This is a genomic window from Aeromonas sp. FDAARGOS 1408, assembly GCF_019048665.1.
Classification (GTDB): domain Bacteria; phylum Pseudomonadota; class Gammaproteobacteria; order Enterobacterales; family Aeromonadaceae; genus Aeromonas; species Aeromonas dhakensis.
On sequence record NZ_CP077394.1, the window covers coordinates 2,172,525 to 2,197,995 of the forward strand.

19 protein-coding genes and 1 riboswitch are annotated in these 25,471 nt (G+C 63.5%); of the genes, 8 read left to right on the forward strand and 11 right to left on the reverse strand.

Annotated elements, in window-relative coordinates:
- Nucleotides 1-210: 210 nt before the first annotated feature.
- Together argA and lysC are read left to right on the forward strand one after the other, a co-directional pair.
- Entirely contained in the window at nt 211-1,539 is a 1,329-nt protein-coding gene (gene argA / locus I6L38_RS10045; protein WP_010633683.1) for an amino-acid N-acetyltransferase, read from the forward strand.
- Between the two features lie 107 nt (nt 1,540-1,646).
- Nucleotides 1,647-1,871: riboswitch (Lysine riboswitch) on the forward strand.
- An 89-nt stretch (nt 1,872-1,960) separates the two neighbouring features.
- Complete coding sequence (gene lysC / locus I6L38_RS10050; RefSeq protein ID WP_010633682.1) at nt 1,961-3,313, forward strand: lysine-sensitive aspartokinase 3; 1,353 nt, start codon at nt 1,961-1,963, stop codon at nt 3,311-3,313.
- 89 nt (nt 3,314-3,402) lie between these two features.
- Here the strand turns inward: lysC and I6L38_RS10055 are convergent, their stop codons facing one another.
- Nucleotides 3,403-4,491 carry a hypothetical protein gene (locus I6L38_RS10055; RefSeq protein WP_005302088.1) on the reverse strand — a complete coding sequence of 363 codons (1,089 nt, stop codon included), beginning with the start codon at nt 4,489-4,491 and terminating at the stop codon, nt 3,403-3,405.
- A 254-nt stretch (nt 4,492-4,745) separates the two neighbouring features.
- Between I6L38_RS10055 and I6L38_RS10060 the strand changes: the two genes are divergently transcribed.
- Nucleotides 4,746-7,007 (forward strand): LTA synthase family protein, encoded by a 2,262-nt coding sequence (locus I6L38_RS10060; protein ID WP_010633680.1) that lies wholly within the window; start codon nt 4,746-4,748, stop codon nt 7,005-7,007.
- Between the two features lie 89 nt (nt 7,008-7,096).
- On the opposite strand, the gene I6L38_RS10065 is transcribed toward I6L38_RS10060, so the two are convergent.
- The 3 genes from I6L38_RS10065 to I6L38_RS10075 form a co-directional block, all read right to left on the reverse strand.
- Entirely contained in the window at nt 7,097-8,110 is a 1,014-nt protein-coding gene (locus I6L38_RS10065; RefSeq protein WP_216989513.1) for a S66 peptidase family protein, read from the reverse strand.
- A gap of 175 nt (nt 8,111-8,285) precedes the next feature.
- Nucleotides 8,286-9,047 carry an ABC transporter substrate-binding protein gene (locus I6L38_RS10070; RefSeq protein WP_025201535.1) on the reverse strand — a complete coding sequence of 254 codons (762 nt, stop codon included), beginning with the start codon at nt 9,045-9,047 and terminating at the stop codon, nt 8,286-8,288.
- Between the two features lie 167 nt (nt 9,048-9,214).
- On the reverse strand, nt 9,215-9,532 hold the full coding sequence (locus I6L38_RS10075) for a heavy metal-binding domain-containing protein (RefSeq protein ID WP_010633677.1): 318 nt from the start codon (nt 9,530-9,532) through the stop codon (nt 9,215-9,217).
- Between the two features lie 435 nt (nt 9,533-9,967).
- Between I6L38_RS10075 and I6L38_RS10080 the strand changes: the two genes are divergently transcribed.
- Genes I6L38_RS10080 through I6L38_RS10090 form a run of 3 tightly spaced genes read left to right on the forward strand, consistent with a single transcriptional unit; the run spans nt 9,968 to nt 13,036 of the window.
- A complete protein-coding gene (locus I6L38_RS10080) occupies nt 9,968-11,086 on the forward strand; it encodes an HBL/NHE enterotoxin family protein (protein ID WP_010633676.1) in 1,119 nt (372 codons plus the stop codon).
- 24 nt (nt 11,087-11,110) lie between these two features.
- Nucleotides 11,111-12,190 (forward strand): HBL/NHE enterotoxin family protein, encoded by a 1,080-nt coding sequence (locus I6L38_RS10085; protein ID WP_005302109.1) that lies wholly within the window; start codon nt 11,111-11,113, stop codon nt 12,188-12,190.
- Nucleotides 12,191-12,235: 45 nt separating this feature from the next.
- The gene (locus I6L38_RS10090) at nt 12,236-13,036 is read left to right on the forward strand and encodes a hypothetical protein (protein ID WP_216989514.1); all 801 of its coding nucleotides are present in this window, start codon (nt 12,236-12,238) and stop codon (nt 13,034-13,036) included.
- Between the two features lie 91 nt (nt 13,037-13,127).
- On the opposite strand, the gene I6L38_RS10095 is transcribed toward I6L38_RS10090, so the two are convergent.
- Both I6L38_RS10095 and ycfP read right to left on the reverse strand, forming a co-directional pair.
- The gene (locus tag I6L38_RS10095) at nt 13,128-14,420 is read right to left on the reverse strand and encodes an NAD(P)/FAD-dependent oxidoreductase (protein ID WP_010633673.1); all 1,293 of its coding nucleotides are present in this window, start codon (nt 14,418-14,420) and stop codon (nt 13,128-13,130) included.
- A 78-nt stretch (nt 14,421-14,498) separates the two neighbouring features.
- A complete protein-coding gene (gene ycfP / locus I6L38_RS10100) occupies nt 14,499-15,038 on the reverse strand; it encodes an alpha/beta hydrolase YcfP (RefSeq protein ID WP_216989515.1) in 540 nt (179 codons plus the stop codon).
- Between the two features lie 469 nt (nt 15,039-15,507).
- Between ycfP and I6L38_RS10105 the strand changes: the two genes are divergently transcribed.
- Entirely contained in the window at nt 15,508-16,923 is a 1,416-nt protein-coding gene (locus I6L38_RS10105) for a nucleobase:cation symporter-2 family protein (RefSeq protein ID WP_216989516.1), read from the forward strand.
- A gap of 52 nt (nt 16,924-16,975) precedes the next feature.
- On the opposite strand, the gene I6L38_RS10110 is transcribed toward I6L38_RS10105, so the two are convergent.
- The 3 genes from I6L38_RS10110 to I6L38_RS10120 all read right to left on the reverse strand — a co-directional run bounded on the left by I6L38_RS10110 (nt 16,976) and on the right by I6L38_RS10120 (nt 21,754).
- A complete protein-coding gene (locus tag I6L38_RS10110; RefSeq protein WP_216989517.1) occupies nt 16,976-18,784 on the reverse strand; it encodes a M3 family oligoendopeptidase in 1,809 nt (602 codons plus the stop codon).
- 92 nt (nt 18,785-18,876) lie between these two features.
- On the reverse strand, nt 18,877-20,655 hold the full coding sequence (locus tag I6L38_RS10115; RefSeq protein WP_216989518.1) for a M3 family oligoendopeptidase: 1,779 nt from the start codon (nt 20,653-20,655) through the stop codon (nt 18,877-18,879).
- Between the two features lie 181 nt (nt 20,656-20,836).
- The gene (locus I6L38_RS10120) at nt 20,837-21,754 is read right to left on the reverse strand and encodes a DUF808 domain-containing protein (protein ID WP_017784066.1); all 918 of its coding nucleotides are present in this window, start codon (nt 21,752-21,754) and stop codon (nt 20,837-20,839) included.
- Between the two features lie 204 nt (nt 21,755-21,958).
- On the opposite strand from I6L38_RS10120, the gene I6L38_RS10125 reads away from it, so the two are divergent.
- A complete protein-coding gene (locus tag I6L38_RS10125) occupies nt 21,959-22,561 on the forward strand; it encodes a DUF924 family protein (protein ID WP_216989519.1) in 603 nt (200 codons plus the stop codon).
- 49 nt (nt 22,562-22,610) lie between these two features.
- Here I6L38_RS10125 and I6L38_RS10130 read toward each other — a convergent pair whose 3' ends face one another.
- Both I6L38_RS10130 and secF read right to left on the reverse strand, forming a co-directional pair.
- A complete protein-coding gene (locus tag I6L38_RS10130; RefSeq protein WP_017784064.1) occupies nt 22,611-24,230 on the reverse strand; it encodes a methyl-accepting chemotaxis protein in 1,620 nt (539 codons plus the stop codon).
- Between the two features lie 305 nt (nt 24,231-24,535).
- On the reverse strand, nt 24,536-25,450 hold the full coding sequence (secF, locus tag I6L38_RS10135; protein WP_026141873.1) for a protein translocase subunit SecF: 915 nt from the start codon (nt 25,448-25,450) through the stop codon (nt 24,536-24,538).
- Nucleotides 25,451-25,471: the final 21 nt, after the last annotated feature.

The following is a 25,471-nucleotide window of genomic DNA, read 5'->3' on the forward strand; positions in this document are numbered from 1 at the left end:
GGAATATCGAAGATAACAGTTTATGGGCCGGGATCAACCTGGGGCGCACCGCCACACCGCTGACGCCCCTGCCCCGCCTGGTATCGCCACCGTTCGACCTGCCTGACCACCGCGATGACAAAATCGCTCAAAATCAATATTTAATCTTGATTTGTGCATTTATTTTCATATATTGAGCCCATTGCTGTTTTTTTATGGAAGAAGCCTCAAGTGCGTGAACGCGAACCCAGCCTGGTCTATGCCTTTCGGCAGTCAACCCCCTACGTCAATGTGCACAGAGGTGCCACCTTCGTGCTGATGATGGGGGGGGAAGCCCTCTGCCACCCCAATTTCGCCAACATCGTCAGCGACATCGCCCTGCTGCAGACCTTGGGCATTCGCCTGGTACTGGTTTTCGGCTCCCGCCCGCAAAACGACGAGGCGCTGGCCCGCGCCGGCATCGAGGCCCAATACCACAAGCGCATCCGGGTCACCGATGACGCGAGCTTCGCCATCATCAAGCAGGTGTGCGGCGGCTTGCAGTACGACATCACGGCCCAGCTCTCCATGGGGCTCGCCAACACACCGATGCAGGGTGCCCGCATCAGCGTGGTGAGCGGCAACTTCGTCACCGCCCAGCCGCTCGGGGTGGATGACGGCATCGATTTTTGCCACAGCGGCCGGGTGCGCCGCATCGACGTGGAGGGGATCACCCGCCAGCTGGATCAGAAGAGCCTGGTGCTCATCTCCCCCATCGGCTGCTCGGTCACCGGCGAGAGCTTCAACCTGAGCTCGGAAGAGGTGGCCCGCCGGGTGGCGGTGGATTTGAAAGCGGACAAACTTATCTGTTTCAGCAGCACCCAGGGGGTGATGGACCGCCACGGCGAAGCCATCTCCGAGCTCTTCCCCGAACAGGCCGAAGAGTTGCTGGTGGAGCTGGAGCAGGCGGGGGAAGAGATGTCCGGCACCGCCCGCTACCTGCGCGCGGCCATCGCCTCCTGCCGCGGCGGCGTGCCCCGCTCCCACCTGGTGAGCTATCAGGATGACGGCGCCATGCTGCAGGAGCTGTTCAGCCGTGACGGCCTCGGCACCCAGATCGTGCGGGAAAGCGCCGAGCAGGCGCGCGCCGCCACCATCGAGGACATCGGCGGCATCCTGGATCTCATCCGCCCGCTGGAGGAGGAAGGGATCCTGGTGCGCCGCTCCCGCGAGCAGCTGGAGATGGAAATAGACAAGTTCACCATCATAGAGCGCGACGGCCTCATCATCGGCTGCGCGGCGCTCTACTGCTTCATGGAAGAGGCGATGGCGGAGATGGCCTGCGTCGCCATCCACCCCGACTACCGCAACTCCAACCGGGGGGATCAGCTGGTGGCCAAGGTGGCCGAGCGGGCCAGGCGGCTCGGCATCCGTCGCCTGTTCGTGCTCACCACCCGCTCCATCCACTGGTTCCGGGAGCGGGGCTTCGATCCGCTGGAGGTGGAAGATCTGCCGGTTGAACGCCAGCGCCTCTACAACTGGCAGCGTCGCTCCAAGGTTTTGTCAAAGACCATTGTGTAACTCATTGATTCTGTGTTGAGTTGGCTGACTTTTTGAACTTTTTCACAAACTCGATTGACAGTGCAATCCAACGCAAGGTATTTCTAAATGCACTCCACCGCCCTGGTGGAGCCAGAAGAGGAGCGCTGCCCAGGCAGCCCGAGGGAGGACACCAGTGTCCGGTGAACTTGGGTCAGGGGGAGCAGCGCCGAGACATCTGAGGCAACTGGATACCTCAGTGTCGGCTGCGGGGGCTGAATCCCCCGGGTTGTCATCGGTAGTGGTCATCCCCCACCGCGCCCCGTCAGGGGCGGGTACGGGATGGGCTCTGCGGGTGGAGTGCTTCTGGCCGGGATAGTTTCGATCATTCCTGCCATTTTCAGCCTCCTCCTCTCTTTTTGCCCGATGGAACCGGATTTTCATATTAAGACAGGAGTAAGCAATGAGCCCGATCAATGTCGCCAAGTTTGGCGGAACCAGCGTCGCCAACGCGGCAGCCATGAACAACTGTGCCGATGTGGCGCTGGCCAACCCGGCCACCCGGGTGGTGGTGCTGAGCGCCAGCGCCGGCGTCACCAACCTGCTGGTGGCACTGGCCCAGGGCGATCTGGACGAGGCGGGCCAGGAGGCGCAGCTGACCAGACTGGCCGAGATCCAGCAGGCCATTCTGGCCGACCTTGGCCACCCGGGAGACGTGAGTGCCCAGATCCACGACCAGCTCGACGAGATCCGCACCATGGCGCGCCAGGCCCATCTGCACACCGATGCCGAGCTGGCTGACAGGCTCATCGCCTGCGGCGAGCTGATGTCTACCCGCCTCTTCACCGAACTGCTGCGCCAGCGCGGCGTCATGGCCCGCTGGCAGGATGTACGCCAGCTGCTGCGCACCGACAGCCGCTTTGGCAAGGCCAGCGTGGATCTGGCCGCCACCCGTGACCTCTGCCAGCAGACGCTGGGCCCCCTGCTTGGCGACAGCCTCATCATCACCCAGGGCTTCATCGGTGCCGACGGCGATGGCCGCACCACCACCCTGGGCCGCGGTGGCTCCGACTACAGCGCGGCCCTCCTGGCCGAGGCGCTCGACGCCGGCAGCATCGAGATCTGGACCGACGTGCCCGGCATCTACACCACGGATCCGCGCCTGGTTACCCGCGCCCGCCCCATCCCCGAGATCAGCTTCGTGGAGGCGGCCGAGATGGCCACCTTCGGCGCCAAGGTGCTGCACCCGGCCACCTTGCAGCCGGCGGTGCGCCGCGACATTCCGGTGTTTGTCGGCTCTGCCAAGGATCCGGCCGCCGGCGGCACCTGGATCCGCGCCAGCACCCGCACCAATCCGCTATTTCGCGCCGTGGCCCTGCGCCGCAACCAGGTGCTGGTGACCCTGCACAGCCTCAACATGTTCCACGCCTACGGTTTCCTGGCCGAGGTGTTCGGCATCCTGGCCCGCCACCGCATCTCGGTGGATCTCATCACCACCTCCGAGGTGAGCGTGTCGCTGACCCTGGATCACACCGGCAGCCAGAGCAACGGCGAACCCATCCTCAATGACAAGGTGCTGGCGGAGCTCGGCCAGCTGTGCAAGGTGCAGGTGGAGACGGGGCTGGCGCTGGTGGCGCTCATCGGCAACCGGATGAGCGAGGCGGTCGGGGTGGGCAGTCAGGTCTTTGACGCCATTCGCGAACACAACATCCGCATGATCTGTTACGGCGCCAGCGCCCACAACCTCTGCTTCTTGGTCAAGGAAGACGAGGCAGGCCACATCGTCAACCGCCTCCATCAGGAGCTGCTCGACTAAGGGGCAGTCAGCTCGCCAGGATCAACAGAGGGGCCGCCGGGCCCCTCTTTCTATATAGGGTGATTTTGAGATGAGAGAGTCGAGCGCCCCTAGCCCGCCGTAGTCAGCGCCGGCAGCAGGTTGGCCCGGATCTCCTCGCGCAGCCCTTCCAGCCGGCGCAGCAGCGCCCCCTGATCCAGTCCCGCCTCGTCGGGGCCCAGGTTGTCCGTCAGCTCGGCGTAATGTTCGGTCACCGCCTGCTCCAGCCAGTCGAGCCGGCGCAGGGTGAGCGGGCCACAGCTCTTGCCGCTGAGATCGTCGGCAATGTCGAGCCGGTGGCTGCGATACATGTCGCGCCACCAGTTGGCGGCGAGCGCCTCTTCGCTGGCCAGCGCCGATCGCCACTCGCCCAAGAGCCCTTGCAAGCGGGCCAGCACCGGCGCACTCGCCCCTTCCCGAGTCAGGTGCTGCAGCTCCCGCTGCGCCCAATTGACGCACAGGCCGCGCCAGTAGCGAAACTGCGGCAGCGGATCCGGCTCGTCGAGCCACAGACCCGAGAGGGTGCGGGTCTCCAACCGTTCCGGTACGTGAAAACCGGGATCGGTGAGGCCGTTGGAGTTGAATTCATGGCGGGGATCGAAGGGCCACATGTAGCCAAAGTCGAACACGCTGATCTGCTGACCGTCGTCCAGCAGGTTGCCGGGGCTCGGATCCCAGTCGAACCAGCCCCAGTGGGCCAGCTCCGCCTGCACTGCCAGCATCTGCGCCAGGTTGCGCTCGTTGAGCTCATGCACCGGCACGCCTCGCAGCCAGGGGGAGACCAGCACCCCGGCCCGGGCCGAGCCAAAGCTGGTGCAGACCACGTTGGCCAGGATGGTGGGGTGCAACTCCCGCAGGGCCTCTATCTCCCGGCGGCGCTCCAGCTCGGTCAGGAAGGCGGTTCTGCCGTCCACGTTGGCCACCAGGGAGTCGTGCCGGCGCCGCTTCAGGCACCAGTGATGTCCCTCCACCTTGAGGTGGAACACCTCGGCGGTGAGGCCGTGACGATAGACCTTGAGCACGGCCGGATGATCCTCCTTGAGACGCACCAGCTGGGCCACCGAGAGGGGACAGTCCTGCTCGCGCCCGATCCGGATCTCCTCCTTGCTCTCCAGCATGCGGAGCAACCTTGCCTGACGTGCCGCTACTTTGGGATTCATACATGTACCTCCATCCATATTGAGAGACTAAGCAGCAAGGCTGGAGCAGACCAGCGGCAAAGCGTCATGATGACGCTTTCATCACAGAATGAGTGTGCCCCCCGGATCGGGATCACAGTTTGCATGGATCCACTGTCACGCAACCTTCATTGTTTAGTCATTAAATTGACAACAAGGAACAAGCCCATCACCATCGGGTCAAATTAAATGCAGCAGCCATGCATCACCGTCACTCGCTCAAAGGATGAGCCCATATGAAAGCCCCCACTTCAGCGCGCTTGCCAGCCAGGGTCTCCGGTCTCCCCGCCCTGCTGCTGGGCATGCTGGCCGCGCTGCTGCTGCTGACCCTGTTGCTGCCGCAGATCAATCCCGCCAGCTGGCTCGGCCGGGCCCAACCGCTGGTGCTGGGGCCGGCGGACAACCCCATCGCCACCCTCACCCGCCACGCCCTGCTCTACAAGAGCGACAGCCGCGGTCTCTATCTGGTGGTACGCAGCCAGTGGCAACTGCGGGGGCCGCTGCAGGAGGGGGACAAGGTCAGGGTGGAGCTGCTCAACGACAGGGGTGAGCGCATCGATCAGCTGAGCCAGCCGGTGGACAAACGCCAACAGTGCCGCAAGGGGCGCTGCACCCTGGATCTCAACAGCACCCTGCGCGCCCCCGACGACGCCCTGGCCAGCCGCTATCAGCTGCGGATCGGCCTGCTGCTCAAGGAGAGGCCGGAGAGCGGCGAGTTCAGCCAGATCCTGCAGACCCTGCCGGAGCGGGGTTTCAACCTCACCTATCTCTGCACCAGCCTGCTGCTGGTGCTGGCCCTGAGCGCCGCCGTGCTGAAGGTGGTGCTGCCCACCCTCAGGCGCAATCTGCGCTGGCGCATCGCCGGCAGCCTGCTGCTCGGCAACCTCACCTTCGTGCTGCTGCACGGCTTCGTGGTGTTCAAGCTGGGGGAGTTTCTGCTCTGGTCAGGCTTTCGTCCCGAGCACTACTACCTCGCCTGGGGCAGCATGGTGCTGGGCTGGAGCCTCTGCGCGCTGGCGGGGTTCAACCTCTATATGGGGCTGGTTTTCACGGCGTTGTCAGGCATCGGGTTGCTCGCCAACTTCATGAAGATCGCCATCTACGGGGTACCGCTCGGGGGGGACGATCTCGGCAACCTGGTGGCGCTGCTGCGCATCCTGCTGGAACAGCACCCTGTGTTGCCGCTGCTGGGCGGTGCGATCGCCCTTTTCTTGTGCTGGCGCTTCGCCCTGTCGCGCTGGATCCTGCGCACCGCCGCCGCTACCGCCGCCTTCTTTGCGCTGTGCGTGTTTGCCACCCAGACCGGCAACAAGCTGCTGGGGCCCAACATTCGCTACGTGGACAGAGCGGTCAACTACCACAGGGACATCATCCGCTCGGGGCCCGGCCTCTATCTGTTCAACCTGGTGGACGAGATGTTGCAAAGCGGCAGCGTGTTTCGCTATCCCTTGCAGATCAACGAGTTCACCCCCCAGCTCAGCCACGTCAGCCTGAACCAGCCGCCCCGCTTCGATCTGGTGATCGTGCTGCAATATGAATCCCTCTGGCTCGGCTGGCAGGGCAAGATCTGCGCGCCCCCGCCCACCCTGAGCCTGCCGGCCAGCGTGCAGCAGTGGCACAAGACCATCCACTCCCCCACCACCGGCGGCATGACGGTGCTGGCGGAGTTCGAGATGAACACCGGCCTGCCGGTGGGGCTGCTCAAGCAGGGGGTGGTGCCCTACTACTACCTCTCGGAGCAGGTGCCGGGTCTGGCGCAGAGTGCCAAACAAAGTGGCTACCGGACCCTGTTTGCCCACCCCTATGTGGAGAAGTTCTGGGGCCGTGCCAAGGCGATCCCGGCCCTTGGCTACGAAGAGCGCTGGTTCGACAACCGTTTCACCACGCTCGAGCATAAGGGGCTCTATATCTCGGATGATGCGTTGATCGACCACCTGCTCAAGCGCAGCGAACAGGATGAGCAGCCGCTGTTCGCCTACGCGGTCACCATGCAGGGGCACGGCCCCTTCGACGGGGATCGCTACCAGGCCCAGCAGCTCGACAAGGCCTGCCCGGATCAGAGCGAGGCCGACCGCCAGCTGCTCAACACCTACTACACCGGCGTGGTGGATGCCATGGCGTCGCTGGAGCACCTGCTGACCAGCCTGGATCGCTCAGGCAAACGCTACCTGGTGGTGGCTTTTGGCGATCACCAACCATTCCTGATGTCGGCCGGCAAGGGCATCCACGGTGCCAAGCCACCCCGCGATGCCAGCTACCAGATCCCCATGATGGCCTTTGCCCGCGCCGATGACGCCCTCAATCTGGCGACCCAGTTCGACCCGGTGCGCCAGCTCTATCAGATGGGCCAGGCCACTCGTCAGCTGCTGGCGGGCGACATGACCCCTCTCCCGGATCAGGCCCTGCTTCATCCGGTGCTGGGAGAGGAGAAGGGATTCGACGTCTCACCCCTGGTGCCGCAGATCCGCGCCAGCTTCCGGCCCGACGCCCTGCCTTGAGCCCCGTAGCGACGGGATAGATGACAAAGAGGTCGCCCAGGCGACCTCTTTGTCTATGTGCCGATGCGGCTATGGCTGGCGGGGCTGGCTCACTCGCCCAGCCAGGGCTCGCACAGGGTGAGGCGCTGAGCATCGAGATCCAGTTCGGCCTCGATGCCAAGGGGCAGGGTCAGCATGGGGTGGGTGTGGGCGCAGTCATACTCCGCCAGAATGGGGAAGGTCGGCTCCCCCACCACCTCCAGCAGGATGTCGAGCGGTCGCCGGCCGCTGCCCTGACTGTCGAACAGCTCGTGTTTGCCGAGCACCAGAGCACCGATGCGATCAAACACCCCGCACAGCTTGAGGTGGGCAAACGAGCGCTCTACCGTCTCTGCCAGATGAAGGCTGTCTTCCAGCAGCAGAATGTCCCCTCGCTCGATGGCCGGCATATAAGGGGAGCCCCAGATCCCCGCCAGGGTGTTGATGTTGCCGCCAATGAGCCGGCCCCGCACCCGACCTGTGCCCACTGAGATCAGCCGGTTTGGCCGGCACTGCTTGGCCCGGCTCTGCTGCTCCCAGTCAAGCCGCTCCTCGGTCCATTGCGCCGGGGTCGGCACTGTGTGGGGCACGGCGGCGCCACCGGCCTGGCAGATCTGGCGAAAGTCCGCCAGGGTCTCGTCCACCAGCGGCGAGAGCTCGCCAAAAGAGGCCACCAGCGCCGGTCCGTAGAAGGTGACGAGGCCGGTGCGGGCATGAATACCGAGCAGCAGGGCCGTCACGTCGGAGTAGCCAATGATGATTTTGGGGTCGCGCATGAGCGCATCAAAATCGAGATAGGGCAGCAGGGAGTTGGAGTTGCTGCCGCCAATCACCGACATGATGCAGCGCACCTCTGGATCGCGAATGAGGGCATTGAGCTCGGCAGCCCGGGCGGCGATGGAGCCGGAGCGCCAGTGATCGCGCTGGCCGGTGAGGCTGCCTGCCTTGAGTCTGAAGCCCTGCCCTTTCAGAAACGCCCCGGTACGGGCAAAGCGGTTTGGCGCCCAGGCGGTGGCCGCACTGGAGGGGGAGAAAAAGCCGATGGTATCGCCGGGCTTGAGCCCCGGCGGCTTGAGTATTGTCATCGCAAACGGTCCTGTTCCAGATCTGGCCATCCAGGGCATGGCAGCCACAAGAAAGGACTCATAATAGCCATGATATGGCCGTCAAGGCACCAAGAAAAGATGGCAGATCAGATAGTAACCGACGCCACCCGGCTGGTGATCACGAAGTCGAGACCCGCATGGGAGATAGCGCGGCTCACTTGCCCGCCGGCTGAACCCAGAAGCGACGCCCCCATGCCTGGCTTATCTCGTCAAAGGAGCCATCGCGGTGCATCTGCTCCAGCGCCGCCTGCAGGCCTTCGATAATGACGGCATCCGTGTTGCGGCTGAAGGCAAAATAGAACGACTTGGTCTCCTGAAACTCAAACATGGGGACAAACTCCGAGTAGTGATGGCCCAAGGTCTCTATGTGGTAGGCGGCCCCCATCTGCATGGCTGGCGCGACGTCGGCCCTGCCGTGCAGCAGCATGCGAAACTTGTCGTCCTCGTCGTGCACCAGCACCAGATTGAGCCCTTTCTCCGCCAGTTCGATGGCCAGCGCCGAGTCGCGTACCACCGCGATCCGCCAGGGGGCCAGGTCAGCCAGCTGATGGCCCACCACATCGTCGCGTTTTGCCAGGCGATACACCCAGGTGACGCGAGGCCCGATAGGGCCGACCCAATGAAAGAGCGCCTCGCGCTCGGGCAGCCTTATCATGCTGAAGATGACGGTATTGGGGTCATATTGCGCCATCTGATAGGCCCGCGCCCAGGGCAGGAGCTGGATGCCCTTGCGGTCGAGCCCGATGCCGCTGACCTCCAGCATTCGCTTGAGCAGATCCACCGACAGCCCCGTCACCTGGCCGTCCTTGTCCCGATAGTTGTATGGGGGGAGCTCCTCCGTCACCGCCTGAATGGTGGCCCCCATGGCGCTCCCCAGCCAGCACCACAACATTACCCAGCGCAGAATATGGAGCATGATTGCACCCTCGAGCTGACTCTCTTGTCATGAGTATGATGGACGCGAACAACACAATACAGGCAGGCGGACAGGTGCATGTCAGGGCGCTGGCATCCCCCATCCGCTGGGAAGGCCGCAATAAAAAACCGGCAGCAGGTTGCCGGTTTTTTCATGGCATCAAGGCGTCAGACCAACACGGCGGTCCCGCTGATGCTGACCATCAGCATGCTGCCGCTTTGCCCCACCACCTCGTAGTCGAGGTCGATGCCGACCACCGCATTGGCACCCAGCGCCGCGGCGCGCTCCCTGAGCTCGTCGAAGGCGATTTCCCGGGCCCGGGCCAGCTCTTTCTCATAGGCGCCGGCGCGGCCGCCGATGATGTCGCGGATCCCGGCAAACAGATCCTTGAACACGTTGGCGCCAAGAATGGCTTCACCCACCACGATGCCGCGGTACTCGCGAATGGTCTTGCCTTCCAGGGTGGGGGTAGTTGAGAGGATCATCTGGGTTTCCTTGTGGATTGAACTGGGGGACAGCCTAAAGCAGCGAAGGGGGCGCAGGCAAGCAGGGAGACCCGGTTCGCCCCTGGCGGAGCATGGCGGCGCGGGCCTGCCAGCACGGATCCCGTGCGCGTCGACGACGTGGCACCTGTCCATATTCAACGACGAAAGGCGACATCGAGCAGTCGCATGGCCTGCTCCGACAGCCCCTTTCATTAGCCGATCCGGCTCAAACATCAAGTGATAAAAGTGTCAGTTGTGGCCCATTTTGCCTTTCCCTAGGGTGAGTCTGTCCCGGCCATGGACCGGAGACAGACCCACTTCTCACGAGGAGAGCAGCATGATGCAGCAGGATACCCGACTACCTCACCCCACCCTCGCACCGGGGGTATGTTCCCCCGCCAGCCAGCTCGCCGACACCGCTATGGAGACCAAGTCATGACCACGATCGCCACCCTGGATCTGGGGGATCAGGGTCTGCTGGCAGCCTACCTGTCGGCGACCTCGCCCGCCCTGCTCAACCAGACCTATGCGAACTTGTTGTTGATGCAGCAGTCATTGGCCAACAGCGAGATCGACTCCACCCTCGCGGTCAAAATCGAGGCCTACCAGGCCCAGATGATGAGTCAGGCACGCTACTACCAGCAGACCAACCTGTCCGGCCTCATCCACCTGCTGAGCAACGGCTCCAACTTCTACGCCCTGGTCGCCGCGTTCAATCGCCTGCTTGGCCAGGAAGAAGACGCCGCCGTGCTCGCGGGTCGCGCCCGGCTGGCCGAGCAGCTGACGTCCCTCGCCGATCAGGCCCTGAGCTACCGGCTCAATGCCCAGGCACTCAATACCCGCGTGCAGGTGGCCTGGGGATCCCTGCGCCCCCTGATGGAGCAGTTCAATGGCGTCATCACCCAGCTCGAGCAGGATCTGATGGCCGACGCCAAGCGCCAGACCGAGATCATTGACGCCCTCAACCAGGCTATTGCCGCCAATATCCAGGCCATCGTCGATGAGGGTGGCAAGGCCGGTGAAGGGGTCAACCAGCTGGGGCGGGCCATCGTCACCTCGCTGACGCTGGAACAGAAACCGGCCGACAAGGGGGCCAAACCCGCCACTTCGCAGGAGATAGCCAAACAGACAGACCAGCAGACCCAGTACATGGTCTCCGGTCTCAAGGCGATCTCATCGGGCATTGCCGGCTCCAGCCTGGCGGCCCGCGAGCTCAAGACCAACACCGACAAACTGGCCGAGGCCTACCAGGCGCTGGCCGCCACCAACACCCTGCTGACCGTGGCCAAGTCGGTGCAGGCGCAAAACCAGCTGTTTGTCGACACCTACAGCCGGGTTGCCGATGCCGTCACCCAGCTGCCTGCTGGCTGGCAGAAGGTGGCCGACGCCTACCAAGGGGCGGTACCCGTGGTCGCCGACCTCAACAGCCCCGACGACGTGCGCCAGCTGCGGCGCACCGTGGCGCTCAACACCCAGTCCTGGCTGCTGCTCGCAGGCCAGGTTGACGACATCAAGGCAGCCTACGCCGGCAACGGCATCCTGCCCGACGCTTAATCCCACCACGCAAGGACACGCCAAATGACCAACGCAACAACCATCACCATGGACCAGGGTATGGCCAACCAGGCTTCCCAGGCCCTGCAAATCCAGACCTACTGCAACAGCGTCAAGCAGCAGGTGCCGGTGGACTTCAGCCAGTTCCCGAACCTCAAGGACAACCAGACCCAGATCAACCAGGGGCTCGATCTGGCGAAGGGGCACGCCGACCTCTATCTCAATACCGTCCAGCCGCAGATCATCACCAACATCAGCAACATCTCCAACTACTTTGCCCTGCAAAACGCCATTCCGGCCGTACTGCCGCCCGGCTCCACCAAGGCGCAATGGCTCAGGCAGCTGAGTGTCATCAAGGAGCAGGCCACCGAGTATCAACGGCTCTCCGCCGACACCCGGCTGGTGATCGTCAATCTCAACAACAACCTCATCACCGACTCCAGCAACTTCCAGGGCATAGTGGTAAACCTCAACAGCAAGGTGCAGGGGGACAACGGGGTACTCGCCCAGCTCAACGGTGACATCGACAAAGTGAACGCGGCCATCGACGGCGCCATCGCCGGCATCGTCGCCGGGGGGCTGCTGGTGATTGGCGGCGCCTTCGTCACTGCCATCGGCGCCGTGGCGGACTTCGTCACCGCCGGCACCTCGACCCCGGTGGTCATCGGCGGGGTCGCCATGATGGTGGCCGGGGCCGGCGGCATCACGGCTGGCGCCATCGTGCTGCACAACTCCCTCGGTACCCGCCAGGACCTGTACCAGAAACGCAGCAACCTCAACAGCGAGGTGCTGATCGCCACCCAGATCGGCAACGGCTACAAGGGGCTGCAGGTGCAGGCGCAAAACGCCGTCACCGCGGCCACCCAGATGAGCAACGCCTGGGACGCCCTCACCTCCGATCTGGGCAGCCTGATCACCGATCTGGACAAGGGGATCACCAGCGGCGACGACATCCGCCAGCTCTGGCTGACCGCCGCCGACACCACGGTCAAGACGGTGCTCACCGACGTGACTACCATCAAGGCCCAGATGGCCGGCGTGAGCCCGCTGCAAGTGCCGCAGACCGACACCATCGCCAACTTCGTGGCGCGCCTGGCCGCCTAACCCCCGGGAGGGCGGCCTGGCCGCCCTCTTTCATAAGGAGACCCCATGAGCAACGGCATTCTTTCCCAATCCATTGCCAACATGCAGCAGGCCGAAGCAACCATTCAGTCCTTCACCGGTCTGCCGCAAAACGCCGTCAACATCCAGCAGAACGTCGGTGAGGTGGTCGCGGCCCTGCTGCCCCAGGTGCAAACCATGCAGCAGCAGGTGCTGGCATTTGCTGGCCGCCTGGAGACGCAACTGACCCAGCAGTTGGCCAATAGCGGCCCCTTCAACCCCGACACCCTCAAGGCGTTTGTCGATCAGGTCCAGCAGGAGATAATCCCTATCCAGACCCTGACCGCCCAGACCCTGACTGCCAGCCAGGCGGCCAACGATCGCATCACGCAGGACAACATAGCGTTGCAGCGGATCGGCGTGGAGCTGCAGGCCACCATCGCCGGGCTGCAGTCCAACCTGGCAGGCGCCCGGCAGGAGCTGGATTCCCTCAACAAGAAAAAACTCTACCTGCTGGGACTGGGACTGCTGGGGCTGCCTGGCCTCATCGCCCTGGCCGTCACCCTGACGCAGACCCAGAACAAGGTGAGCAGCCTGGAGGGACAGGTAAACCAGATTGAGGGGCAGATCCAGCGTCAGCAAGGCTTCCTCGGCCAGACGACGGCCTTCTCCCAGCAGTTCGGCTCTCTCATCGATCGAGTGAGCAAGGTGGGCAACACCATCACCCTGCTCGGCGGCGACATTGCCAACGTCGCCCGCGATGCCGGACAAGGGGATCCGGAACTGGCGCGGCTCTTCTTCACCGCCGCCCTCACCGAGGTGCGCACCCTGCAGGTGGACGCCTCCTGATACGACCGCAATAAAAAAGGAGAGGCCAAGGCCTCTCCTTTTTCATGGTGCGCGGGGTCATTGTAGTCCCGGCACGTTTGCCCCAGGCGGCTTAGTGCAGCTTCAGGGTCGGGCGTAGCACCCGGTTGATGCGGCCCACCAGCATGATGAGGCCGGTCTTGATGTAGCCGTGCAGGGCGATCTGGTGCATCCGGTAGAGCGAGATGTACACCAGACGGGCGATATAGCCCTCTACCATCATGGAACCGCGCATCAGGTTGCCCATCAGGCTGCCCACGGTGGAGAAGCGGCTCAGGGACACCAGCGAACCGTGATCGTGGTAGAGGTAGGGCTTGAGCTCGCCACCGTTCATCTTGGCCAGGATGTTCTTGAACGCCTGGGTCGCCATCTGGTGGGCAGACTGGGCGCGCGGCGGCACGAACTTGCCGTCCGGCTGCGGGCAGGCGGCGCAGTCACCGATGACGAAGATGTTCTCGTCGCGGGTGGTCTGCAGGGTCTCTTTCACCACCAGCTGGTTGATGCGGTTGGTCTCAAGACCGGCGATATCCTTCATGAAGTCCGGCGCCTTGATACCGGCCGCCCACACCATCAGATCCGCTTCAATCAGCTCGCCATCCTTGGTGTGCAGCCCATCGGCGGTCGCTTCGGTGATCATGGTGGCGGTACGCACGTCCACGCCGAGCTTGACCAGCTCCTGATGGGCGGCGCCACTGATGCGCTCCGGCAGAGCCGGCAGGATGCGGGGGCCCGCTTCCACCAGGGTCACCTTCAGGCTGTCGGTGGTGAGGTTCTTGAAGCCGTAGGCATAGAGCTGCTCCACCGCGTTGTAGAGCTCGGCAGAGAGCTCGACGCCGGTGGCGCCGCCGCCGACGATGGCAATCTTCACCTTGTCGCCCGGCTGGTACTCGGTGGCGAACTGCAGGAAGCGGTTCATCATGCTGTTGTGGAAGCGGTGCGCCTGGGAGGGGCTGTCCAGGAAGATGCAGTGATCCTTGATGCCCTTGGTGTTGAAGTCGTTGGAGACGGAACCGATGGCCATCACCAGGTAGTCGTAGGGCAGCTCGCGCTCGTTGACCACGATGTCGCCGTTCTCGTCGACGATCTTCGCCAGCACGATGCGTTTCTCGTCGCGCTTGATGTCGGTGAGGGTACCGAGCTGGAAGTCGAAGCCGTGGTTCTTGGCGTGGGACTGGTAGCTCAGGGCGTCGATGCCCGCGTCCATGGAGCCGGTGGCCACTTCGTGCAACAGGGGTTTCCACAGGTGGGTGCGGTTGCGATCAACCAGGGTGATCTTGGCCTTGTTCTTCTTGCCCAGCTTGCGGCCCAGGCTGGTAGCCAGCTCCAGACCGCCGGCACCGCCGCCGACGACAACAATATTGGTCATGGTTAATTACCTCGGTTCCATTAAAGCGAAGGGAGCCATCGGCTCCCTTGATAGTTGAATCCATGACGTGACGATCAATCAGGCCTCTTTGAAAGCCTTCATCTGCTGCAGGTGATGAGAGATGTTCTTGAACTTGTGCGTCTCTCGTTCATCCCACACGATGTTGTAATAATTCTTCAATTCACGCTCAGTTTCGCCATTATCGCGCACTTCATCCTGAACGGAAAGGATGCAGAGGCAATTTCCTGAATTTTTACTACGAAACTCAGACACACATTTGGTACCGATATCTTCGTACTCTTCCGGCCGGTCGATCTTGCCCTGCATGTTGATCTCGGGGTGCAGGTTGGGGTTGAAGAGCACCTGCTTGATGCCGCACAGAAAGCCGATGCGCTCGCTCCAGTAGCCACCCAGCCCCACCCCGCAGATGAGGGGCTTGGGATCGGTACTCATGTCGAGCTGCTTCTTCACTTCCTTGAGCAGGTGGCTCATGTCGTGACGGGGGTGAACCGTGCTGTAGTGCACGAAACGTACATCATCATCGATAAACTGCAACTGCAGCACTTTCTCGTGATTGCCGGGGCTGGTGGCATCGAAGCCATGCAGATAGATGATCATGGATAAGACCTCAGGATCTGTGTCGGTTTTATCGAAACTACCCCAGCGACAGGGCCCTGCGCCACCAAAACATCCAACTTTCTTGCTTTAGATCACGCCCTCTGTTGCTGATGAAACCAGAGCGGCTGGGCCGGCACAGCGCCGGCTATCAATCTGAGAGCCAGACCGACCGAAATGATAACCGGGCTACCAATCTGACAGCCCTCCCCCGCCGGCAGGAAAACGATTGGCAGCCATCGATGCTGTCAAGCGTGATCCCGCCTGCAAAAATGCGCATGAACAGGACCAACAGACCCCCATTCATGCCGACCGAGCACGGTTCCTGCACTCCCCCTGTGATGCAGCGCGAAGGCGACCTTCGTCTGCGTGGCCGGATCCTGGGCGACCCGGTCCCCATCCATGAACGGGACAGCCAGCCTGCCCCATCTTGCCCGGCCAGAGCCGCCGGGTCGCAAGGAGTGATCTGTTCATGCACCAGACCCAGCCCCCCGGGGCGGCCAAGGGCCGCGCCATCGACGAAGTGGAGCGCCTGCTCCCCCCCGGCCAGCTCTTTACCCTCGGCCTGCAGCATGTGCTGGTGATGTATGCTGGCGCCGTGGCGGTGCCGTTGGTCATCGGCGGCAGCCTGGGGCTGCCCAAGGATCAAATATCGTATCTCATCAGTTCGGATCTCTTCTGCTGCGGCATCGTCACCCTGCTGCAGTGCCTCGGCATCGGCCGCTTCGCCGGGATCCGGCTGCCGGTCATCATGTCGGTCACCTTCGCCGCCGTCATGCCCATGCTGGCCATCGGCGCCAACCCAGCGCTGGGGCTCACCGGCATCTTTGGCGCCACCATCGCCGCCGGCATCCTCTCCACCCTGCTGGTGCCGCTCATCGGCCGCTTGATGCCACTCTTCCCCACCGTGGTGACCGGGGTGGTGATCACCTCCATCGGCATCAGCATCATGCAGGTGGGCATCGACTGGATGGCGGGGGGCAAGGGCAACCCCGAGTACGGCAGCCTGCGCTACATCGGCACCAGCTTTCTGGTGCTGGCCTTTATCCTGCTGGTGACCCGCTTCACCAAGGGCTTTTTCAGCAACATATCTGTGCTGCTCGGCATCCTGTTCGGCTTCGGGGTAGCCATCGCCATGGGGGAAGTGAGCCTGGACGGACTCGGCGAGGCGGCCTGGTTCGCCCCCATAGTGCCGTTCGCCTTCGGCTGGCCCACCTTCGATCCCATCTCCATCGCCACCCTCACCGTCATCATGCTGATCACCTTCATCGAGTCGATGGGGATGTTTCTGGCGCTCGGCGACATCGTCGGCCACCCGGCCAGCCGGGGCGACATAGTGCGCGGCCTGCGGGTGGATGGCATCGGCACCATCATCGGCGGCATCTTCAACAGCTTCCCCCACACCTCCTTCTCCCAGAACATCGGACTGGTGAGCGTGACCGGGGTGTCGAGCCGCTGGGTCTGCGTCATGTCGGGGGGGATCCTGCTCGCCTTCGGCCTGGTGCCCAAGATGTCGGTGCTGGTCGCCTCCATCCCCCCCTTCGTGCTGGGGGGCGCCGGCATAGTCATGTTCGGCATGGTGCTGGCCACCGGCATCCGCATCCTGGCCAGGGCCGACTACAACAGCAATCGCCACAACCTCTACATCGTCGCCATCAGCTTAGGGATAGGCATGATCCCCACCGTCTCCGGCGCCTTCTTCCTACACTTCCCCGCCGCCCTGCAGCCGCTGTTTCACAGCGGCATCCTCTTGGCCACCCTCAGCTCGGTGCTGCTCAGCCTCTTTTTCAACGGCTACCAGCCGGACCTGCGCCACCAGCCGAGGCCCCTGCTGGTGGGGCCGGTGCGCCCGCCCGCTCAGCCGCAGCCGGGTAAACCCGCCCCATAAAAAAACCGCCGGACAGCGTGGCTGCCCGGCGGTTCCATTCAGCAAGCCTGTGTTAGCCGCGGGTCTGGGCGAAGCGCTCCACCGCCGCTTCCACCAGCGCCAGGCTCCCCTGCCAGAAGGCGCTCTGGCGAATGTCCTGCCCCAGGTGCTTGGCCACCAGATCTTCTGCGCTCATGCGGCCGGTATCGCGCAGCAGGTCGCGATAGGCCTGGGCCACATTCTGTTCTCCGGCTTTCTGGCGATTCATCAGCTGCTGATAGACGCCGAGGCTGAACAGATAGCCGAACAGGTAGGGGTAGTTGTAAAAGCCAAACCCGGCGATGGAGAAGTGCGCCTTGGCTGCCCAGAACAGGGGGTGATAGCGGCACATGCTCTGCTCGTACCAGCGACCCCAGGCCTCGTCGGTCAGCGCCTTGAGCCGGGCCGGCGAAACATAGCCCGACGCCCGTTCCGCCACCAGGGCGCGCTCGAAATCGAAGCGGGCCGGAATATTGACCAGGAAGGTGGCGGCGCCATCGGCTTCGGCCCAGGCGATGGCCTGCTGCTCTTCCGAGCTTTGCGCCTGCTCGAACAGGGCGCTGCGCACCAGGGTCTCGGCGAAGATGGAGGCGGTCTCCGCCAGCGTCATGGGGTAACGACGCTGGCTCATGGGCAGATCGCGAATCAGCCAGTTGTGCCAGGCGTGGCCCAGCTCGTGGGCCAGGGTGATGACGTTGTCCATGGTGCCGGCATAGGTGATGAAGACCCGCGGCTCCACCGGCTCGGCAAACTTGGTGCAGTAGGCCCCGGTGCGCCGGTTGGGGGTGGGCGCCGCATCGATCCACCCCTTCTCGGCCATCATGCGGGCAAACTCGCCCATCTCGGGATCAAAACGAGAGAACGCCTCGGCAATGATCTCGATCGCCTCCTCGAACGGGATCTCGCGGCTCACCGCGGCCGGCGGCGGGGCAAACAAATCCTCCGGCCCCAGCTCCTCGATGCCGAGGCGCTCGGCCATCAGCCCCAGCGCCCGCTGACCCAGCCCGCGTGCGCGCCAGGTCTCCTGCATCAGGGTATCCAGGGTCGCCCGCTCGATGTGGCTCTGGTGACAGGAGAGGTCGAGCGCATCGAGCTGGCGGCTGCGGCCGCGCTGGCGCGAAAGCTCAAGCCGCCAGCCATTGAGGGCGTTCAAGATGGCGGCCACCGTCTCCTGCTCCCCCTCCCAGCCGGCGCTGATGGCATCGAACGCTTCCCGGCGCAGGGCCCGCAGCGGGCTGGAGAGCAGGTTGCTCGCCTCGGCCAGCCCCATCTCGCGGCCATCGATCAGCAGCCGGATCTTGCCCACCAGATCGTTGTAGAGATTGCCCCAGGCGTGCAGGCCGTCGGTGCCAAGGCCGATCACCAGCTGCTCCGCCTCCACCGGCAGGCGCTGATCCTGCAAGAGGCGCTCGTGGCGCAGCCGGTACGCCTCCTCCCCCAGCAGGGAGTCGGCCATCAGCTGTTCAAATTCGGGTTCCGGCAGGGCCAGCATCAGATCCTCGACCGGCGCCAGGGTCTTGAACAGATCGGCATTGAGGGCGCGGGCACGGGAGGCCAGCTGCTTGGCCAGCTCGTCGCGGGCATCCTGACTGCCACGGCAGGCCGCCAGCACGGCCAGGTTCCAGCCAATGTTGTGAATGTCCCGAGTCCGCAGCCGCACCTCGCGCAGGAAATCCTGCAGCGCCTGCGCATTGGCCCGGGCGGCGCCAAGCCCCTCGATAAACTTGCCGAGCTCGTCCAGACTGGCGCGCGCCAGGGCGAGATCCGCGCTCACCTGCGGGCAGTCGAGGGCGGGATAGATATGCTGGTTTTGCCACTGTTGTGGGTAGATTCGTTGCTGCATCAAACGCTCGTCATCAGGTTGCGGGGCCGGGCCCCGTTGAATGCGCGTGGCGAGCCACAGGCCCGCCACCAGGATAAAAACGGCCGGGCTACCTACACCAGCCGCTCGAGGCGGGCGACCGCCTCTTCCACATAATCGAGGCTCTCCTGCCAGAAGGCGGGCTCACGAATGTCGACCCCCAGGTGCTTCTCCACCAGCTCTTCTGCACTCATACGGCCGGTGTCGCGCAGCAGCTCCCGATAGGCGTGGACGAACTCGCGCCCCGCCCGCGCCTGCTGGGCATAGAGCCCCAGGCTGAACAGGTAGCCAAACAGATAGGGGTAGTTGTAGAACCCGAGCTCGGCGATGGAGAAGTGGCCCTTGCTGGCCCAGAACAGCTCGTCATATTGACTCAGGGTGTCACCATACCACTGCTGCTGCGCCGATTTCATCATCTGCCGCAGCTGGCCGGCCCCCACGTAGCCCTCCTCCCGCGCCGCCACCAGGGCCCGCTCGAAGGTAAAGCGGGCCGGCACGTCGAGCAGCAAGCTGGCGGCCCGCTCCCCATCCAGCCAGGCGATGGCCCGGCGCTGCTCCATGTTGTCGGTGGCCGCCAGCAGGGCATCGCGCACCAGCGCCTCGGCAAACAGGGAGGCTGTCTCCGCCAGCGTCTTGGGGTAGTCACGCTGCTCCAGCGGCAACTCCCGCATCAGCCAGCTGTGCCAGGCGTGCCCCAACTCATGAGCGAGCGTGATGACGTTGTCCAGGGTCCCCTCGAAGGTGAGAAACACCCTTGGCTCGGGCGGCTCGGCATACTCGGTGCTGTAGGCGCCGCTGCGCCTCTGTTCGCTCGGGGCAGCGTCAATCCAGCCATTGGCCGCCATCATGCGGGCAAAGGCCCCCATCTCGGGATCAAACCCGGCGAAGGCATCGGCCACCAGGGTCAGCGCCTGCTCGAAGCTGATGAGGCTGCTCGCCCCGACAGGCGCCGGGGCATAGAGATCCCAGGGGGCAAAGTCGTTGATCTGCTGGGCGCAGGCCATGGCACGCAGGGCGCGCCGCCCCAGCTCCTTGTGCTCGCCGGCCGCCGTCATCAGGGTCTCCAGGGTGGCCCGCTCCAGGTGCCCCTGATGGCAGGAGAGATCGAGCGCATCCCACCTGCGTTCCTTGCCGCGCTGGCGAGCCAGCTCGTTGCGCCAGCCGTTGATGGCGTTGAGGATGGCGGCCACCGTCTCCTGCTCCGCCCCCCAGGCCGCCTGGATGGCGTGCCAGGCCGCGGCGCGCCGAGACCGCTGCGGGTGGGCCAGCAGGTTGTCCGCCTGGGCCAGCCCCATGGGCTGCCCCTCCACCACCGGCCTGAGCCTTCCTACCAGGCCACCGTAGAGATCCCCCCACCCCTGCAGGCCATCCACGCTCAGCCCCGCGATCAACTGCTCGCTCTCGAGCGACAACCACTGATCCCGCTGGCGCCGGTCGTGGCGAATGGCGTAGGCGAGCTCGAACAGCTCGGGATCCTGCAGCAGGGCGCGCACCTGCTCCTCGGGGGCACGCACCCAGAACAGGGCCACCGGTTTGCAGAGCTGGGCCAGGCTTGCCTGCAACTGCTGGCCGCGGGAGAGCAGCAGCCGGGCCGCCTCGTCGCGCCCGTCCCGGCTGAGCCGGTTGTAGCCGTAGGTCTGCCAGTTCCACTCCAGCAGGCGAACCTCGCGCCAGCAGGCCCGGATGGCCCGCAGCAGATGACGCAAGGCATTGATGTCGTTGGTCTTGGGCAGTTCATCCAGCAGGGGTTGCAGGCGCTTCATGGCCTCGCGGGCACGCTGAAAATCGGCGTCGATCGCCGGGCAGTCGGGGGCGGCATAGATGTGATCATCCTGCCAAACGGGTGGTTTCATGACGTTCCTTGTCTGTTTGCATCCATGTGGGTTGACCCCGCCTCTGTGAGCGGGTGTCAACCGGATAGTACGAAAGGAGGCCGGCCCTTGCCTAGCCCCCATCCGAGGCAACAGACGAGACAGTATCTGACGGGATGACCCGCTATCGCGGAAATGCCTACCGACAATCAGGTCACTGGCACTATTTGGCGGGCTTGAGCTTGCTCACCAGGGTCATGGCCAGCACCAGCACCAGCCCGGCCACCACGCCGGCCACGGCGTTGAGCAGGGTCGGCGTCACCAGTGCGAGGGCGGCGCCGACCGCAGGCAGGGTGGCCACGGCAGCGGCAGCCCCTTCAATCAGGTGGTGCACGAAAGGCCAACCATGCACCAGGATGCCGCCCCCCACCATGAACATGGCGATGGTGCCGACCAGCGCCAGCAGGTGCATCAGCCGCGGCGCCGTCACCAGCAGCCCCTGCCCCACCGCCCGGCGCAGGGCGCCACCATCGGGCTTTTGCAGCAGGTGCAGGCCGATGTCGTCGAGCTTGACGATGAGCCCCACCAGGCCGTAGACCCCCGCGGTCATCAATACGGCAATGCCCGCCACCACCGACAGCTGCAGTGCCAGGCTGGCTCCCTGCACGGTGCCAAGGGCGATGACGATGATCTCAGCCGACAGAATAAAGTCGGTGCGAATGGCCCCCTTCACCTTCTGCTGCTCGAAGGCGACCAGATCATCGGGAATGGGTGCAGTGTGCGCCTCTCCCTCGCTCGCCTCATGGGGCAGAAACTTGTGGGCCAGCTTCTCGGCCCCCTCGAAACAGAGGTAGGCCCCCCCCAGCATCAGGAGCGGGGTGATGAGCCAGGGCACCAAAGCACTGATGGCGATGGCGGCAGGCACCAGAATAAGCTTGTTGCGAAACGACCCCTTGGCCACCGCCCACACCACCGGCAGCTCCCGCTCGGCACGCACCCCGGAGACCTGCTCGGCGTTGAGAGCCAGATCGTCCCCCAGCACCCCGGCCGTCTTCTTCGCCGCCACCTTGGTCATCAACGCCACGTCGTCGAGTACGCTGGCAATATCGTCAATCAGGGCCAACAAACTGGTTCCGGCCATATCAGAAAATCCTCATCAGGGTAGTCAGGGTCCCACGGTTCACCGGCGGCAACTGCCGATGTCGAGAGCGATGCCGGCCGAAGGGGGATCCCTATTGCGGGAAAAGATGGCACAGTGTAACCAGAAGCCGCCCGTTCGGCAGCAACCACATCAGGGTCATTTGGCCTTGTTTCATCCGGTGCCCGCAGGCCCAAGGAGTGTTCCATGCAACCCTGGCAACCGCTGCTCACATTCTGGTTTGGCGAAGAGAGTGACGACGTCACCCGCGCCAAACGCCAAGCGCCCCTCTGGTGGGGCAAAAACAGCGACACCGACGCCCTGCTCGCCAGTCGCTTCGGTGACCAGGCCGCCGCCGCCGCCGCCGGTGAGCTCGCCCACTGGGCCGAATCGGCCGAGGGCCGGCTGGCCCTGATCCTGCTGCTGGACCAGCTGCCGCGCAACATCCACCGGGGCACTCCCGCCGCATTTGCCCAGGATGCCAAGGCGCGGGATCTCTGCCTCAAGGGGCTCTCGCTGGGAGCGGATCTGGCGCTGCCACCGCTGGAACGGGTCTTTTTCTACCTGCCGCTGGAACACGCCGAATCCCGCGAGCAGCAGGCCAGAAGCGTGACCCTGTTCGAGGGGCTGGCGGCCGAGCAGACAGACAGTCCGGCGCAGGAGACCTTCGCCGGCTTTGCCGACTTTGCCCGCCGCCATCAGGTGATCGTCGAGCGTTTTGGCCGCTTCCCCCACCGCAACGCCATCCTGGGCCGCGCGAGCACAGAGGAAGAGACAGCCTTCCTGCTGCAACCGGGGTCAGGTTTCTGACCCATAAAAAAATCCCCGCCATGTGGCGGGGAGCTGGCACCCATCGTGATCACTGGATGCGATAACGAGAGATCTGCTGGTGAATATTCTCGGTGGTCACATTCAACTCTTCCGCCGCAGCCGATGTCTCTTCCGCCGTGCTGCTGGTCTGCTGAACCACCTGGGCAATCTGCTCCACCTGATGGGCAATGGACTCCGCCGCCGAGCTCTGTTCGCGAATCGCGATGGTGATCTCACCGACCTGATCCATGACACGATGGGAAGCATGACGGATCTGGGTAATGATCTCCCCGCTTTCAGTGGCCATGGCCACCCCCTGCGCCACTTTCTCTTCCACCTGAACCATCTTGGTCACCGTGAGCTGGGAGCCCTGTTGAATCGCCTCCACCGTCTCCGAGATCTCTCTGGTCGATTGGGCCGTCCGCTCCGCCAGTTTACGCACCTCGTCAGCTACCACGGCAAAACCTCGACCCTGTTCACCCGCTCGTGCGGCTTCAATGGCCGCATTCAACGCCAGCAAGTTGGTCTGCCCCGCCACATCGCTGATCACGTTCACCACGCCACCGATCCGGGAAATGCCATCACCCAATGCCGACACTTCACTGGAAGCCTGACGAATGGCCTCTGCGATCTCGTTGATGGCTTTCACCGTTCTGTCTATCGTGGTCCCCCCATCGCTGGCGAGCTTGCCGGATTCATTGGTGATGCGGCTGGCCTCCTGGGTTCGCTGGGAAATATCCGTGATGCTCACCGTCATCTCCTCCACCCCGGCGGCAATGAGACTGGTGGCATCGTTGGCCTGGCTCGCCGACGAGGCAAGGTGATGAGCCGCCTGGGAGAGCGACTCGGCCGTGCTCTTTATCTGCAGGCTGCCCACTGAAAACTCGGTAAAGGTTTGCTGCAAGGTGTCCAGCAGACGGTTGACGGCCGAGAGGGTCAGGCCAATCTCATCTTGCTGGGCCACCTTGGCCCGCAAGGTAAAGTTCAAATTGTGCTGAATATCGGAGAGCGTCGCCATTGCCAGCCGCAGTGGATTGGCGACCTGTCTGAACAACCAGATAAACAGCACCAGGGTCAATATTCCGGTACCGCAAGAAATAAACAGCATGGTCTGGAGGCTATTGTCGTAGTTCTTTTCACCCTGCAGTTTGACTGCAGCCCCCAAATCAATATTGAATTTCACATGTTTATCTATGGCCTTGGAAAACTGCTCGAACAGTGGCATGACATTGCTGGCGATAAAGTCTCTGGCCTCGGTGTTTTTATTATCGCGAGACAATATCAGGACCTTTTCTATCTCCTGATAATATTGCTCAATGATGCGCTGATCATCCGTCGTCAGTTGCCGATCCTCTTCATTGGAGAGCATCTCTGCTTGGTATTTTTGCAACAGAGAGCGGATTTCAGTACGCAGATCTGCAATGCCCGTCTCAATCTGATTCATCTTGCTGTTGTCAGTATTGAGCACATGGGTCTGGATCAAGGCGTGCAATGCGTAAAAATCGGCTTGTACCTGTTTGATGAGGGAGATGCTGGGCACCGTATTGTCGGTGACATAACCGAGATCAGTGTCGGCAGCAGAGAGTCGGTTGATGCTGAACCAGCTGAGAAAGGTCAGGGCCAGCATAACCAGCAGGGCAATGAGTTGAAGCCGGCGAGCAATGTTCATAAAGGCATACTCCGTTAATAAACTCCATTGCAGTGTAGACGATGGGCAACCTCCGGATGGCCCGTAAAATGTGCGCTTCCTTGCACATCTGTCACTGCTGCCAGCCCTCGTGTTTCACCTGCTGCCGATGGTCAGATCCAGGCCCGAAAATAACCGTGGGCTGAATCTGAATGCGACAAAGAGTCGACTACGACTGCGCCGGCCAACCAATAAAAAAGAAGGAAGACATGTCGTCTTCCTTCTCGCTATTTATCTTCACTCGGGATGACCCAGCATGCCCACAGTTTGGTGGCCGTCGATAAAGGTCACGCCGCCTCCGCCAGCTCCTCTTCTTTTTTCTGGTAAGCCTGCGGCGTGAGCCCCAGCAACTCCTGCACGGTGGAGGCCACCGTAATGGAGGAGATGGTGCCCACCAGAATGCCGGCGAACAGGGTGAAGGAGAAACCGTAGAGGGCGTCGCCACCGAACAGCAGCAGGGCCCCCACCGTGAACAGGGTGGTGCCCGAGGTGATCATGGTGCGGCTGAAGGTAGCCTTGATGGCCGCGTCGGAGCAGTCGTGGATCCCCATCTGGGTGCGCGAGCTGAGCAAGTCCCGTAAGCGGTCGGAGATGACGATGCTGTCGTTGAGGGAGTAGCCGATCACCGCCATCAGGCCGGCGATGACGTTGAGATCGAACTCGATGTTGAACAGCGCCAGCAGTCCCAGCGCCACCAGGCCGTCGTGCAGCACCGACACCAGGATGCCGATGGCTTGGCGCCACTCGAAGCGCACCGCCAGGTAGGCGGAGATGGCGAGCGAGGCCACCAGCACCGCCAGCATCCCCTGCTGGAACAGCTCGGCGCCCACCTGGGGGCCGACAATGGTGGTGCGCAGCAGCTCCACCGGCAGGTTGAGCTGCTGGCCCAGCATCACCGCCAGCTCCTCGGCCGGCCAGGGCAGCTCGTGGGGCGGCAGCTTGATCAGCCACTCGCCGGGCACGCCGGCGCCATGCAGCTCGACTACGCCCGCCAGGGGGGCCGTCAACAGGGCGTTGAGCTCATGGGCCTCCTTCAGGGTCTGGATGCGAAACTCCAGCAGGATGCCGCCGGTGAAGTCGAGACCGAGGGAGAGGCCGTTGATGGCAAGCACCGCGATGCTCGCCACGGTCAGCAGCACGGAGGCCCACAGGCCGATGTAACGCCAGCGGGTCAACCCCATGGCAATGATCATTCTCAGCATTCTTGTTCCCTCGACAGCAGA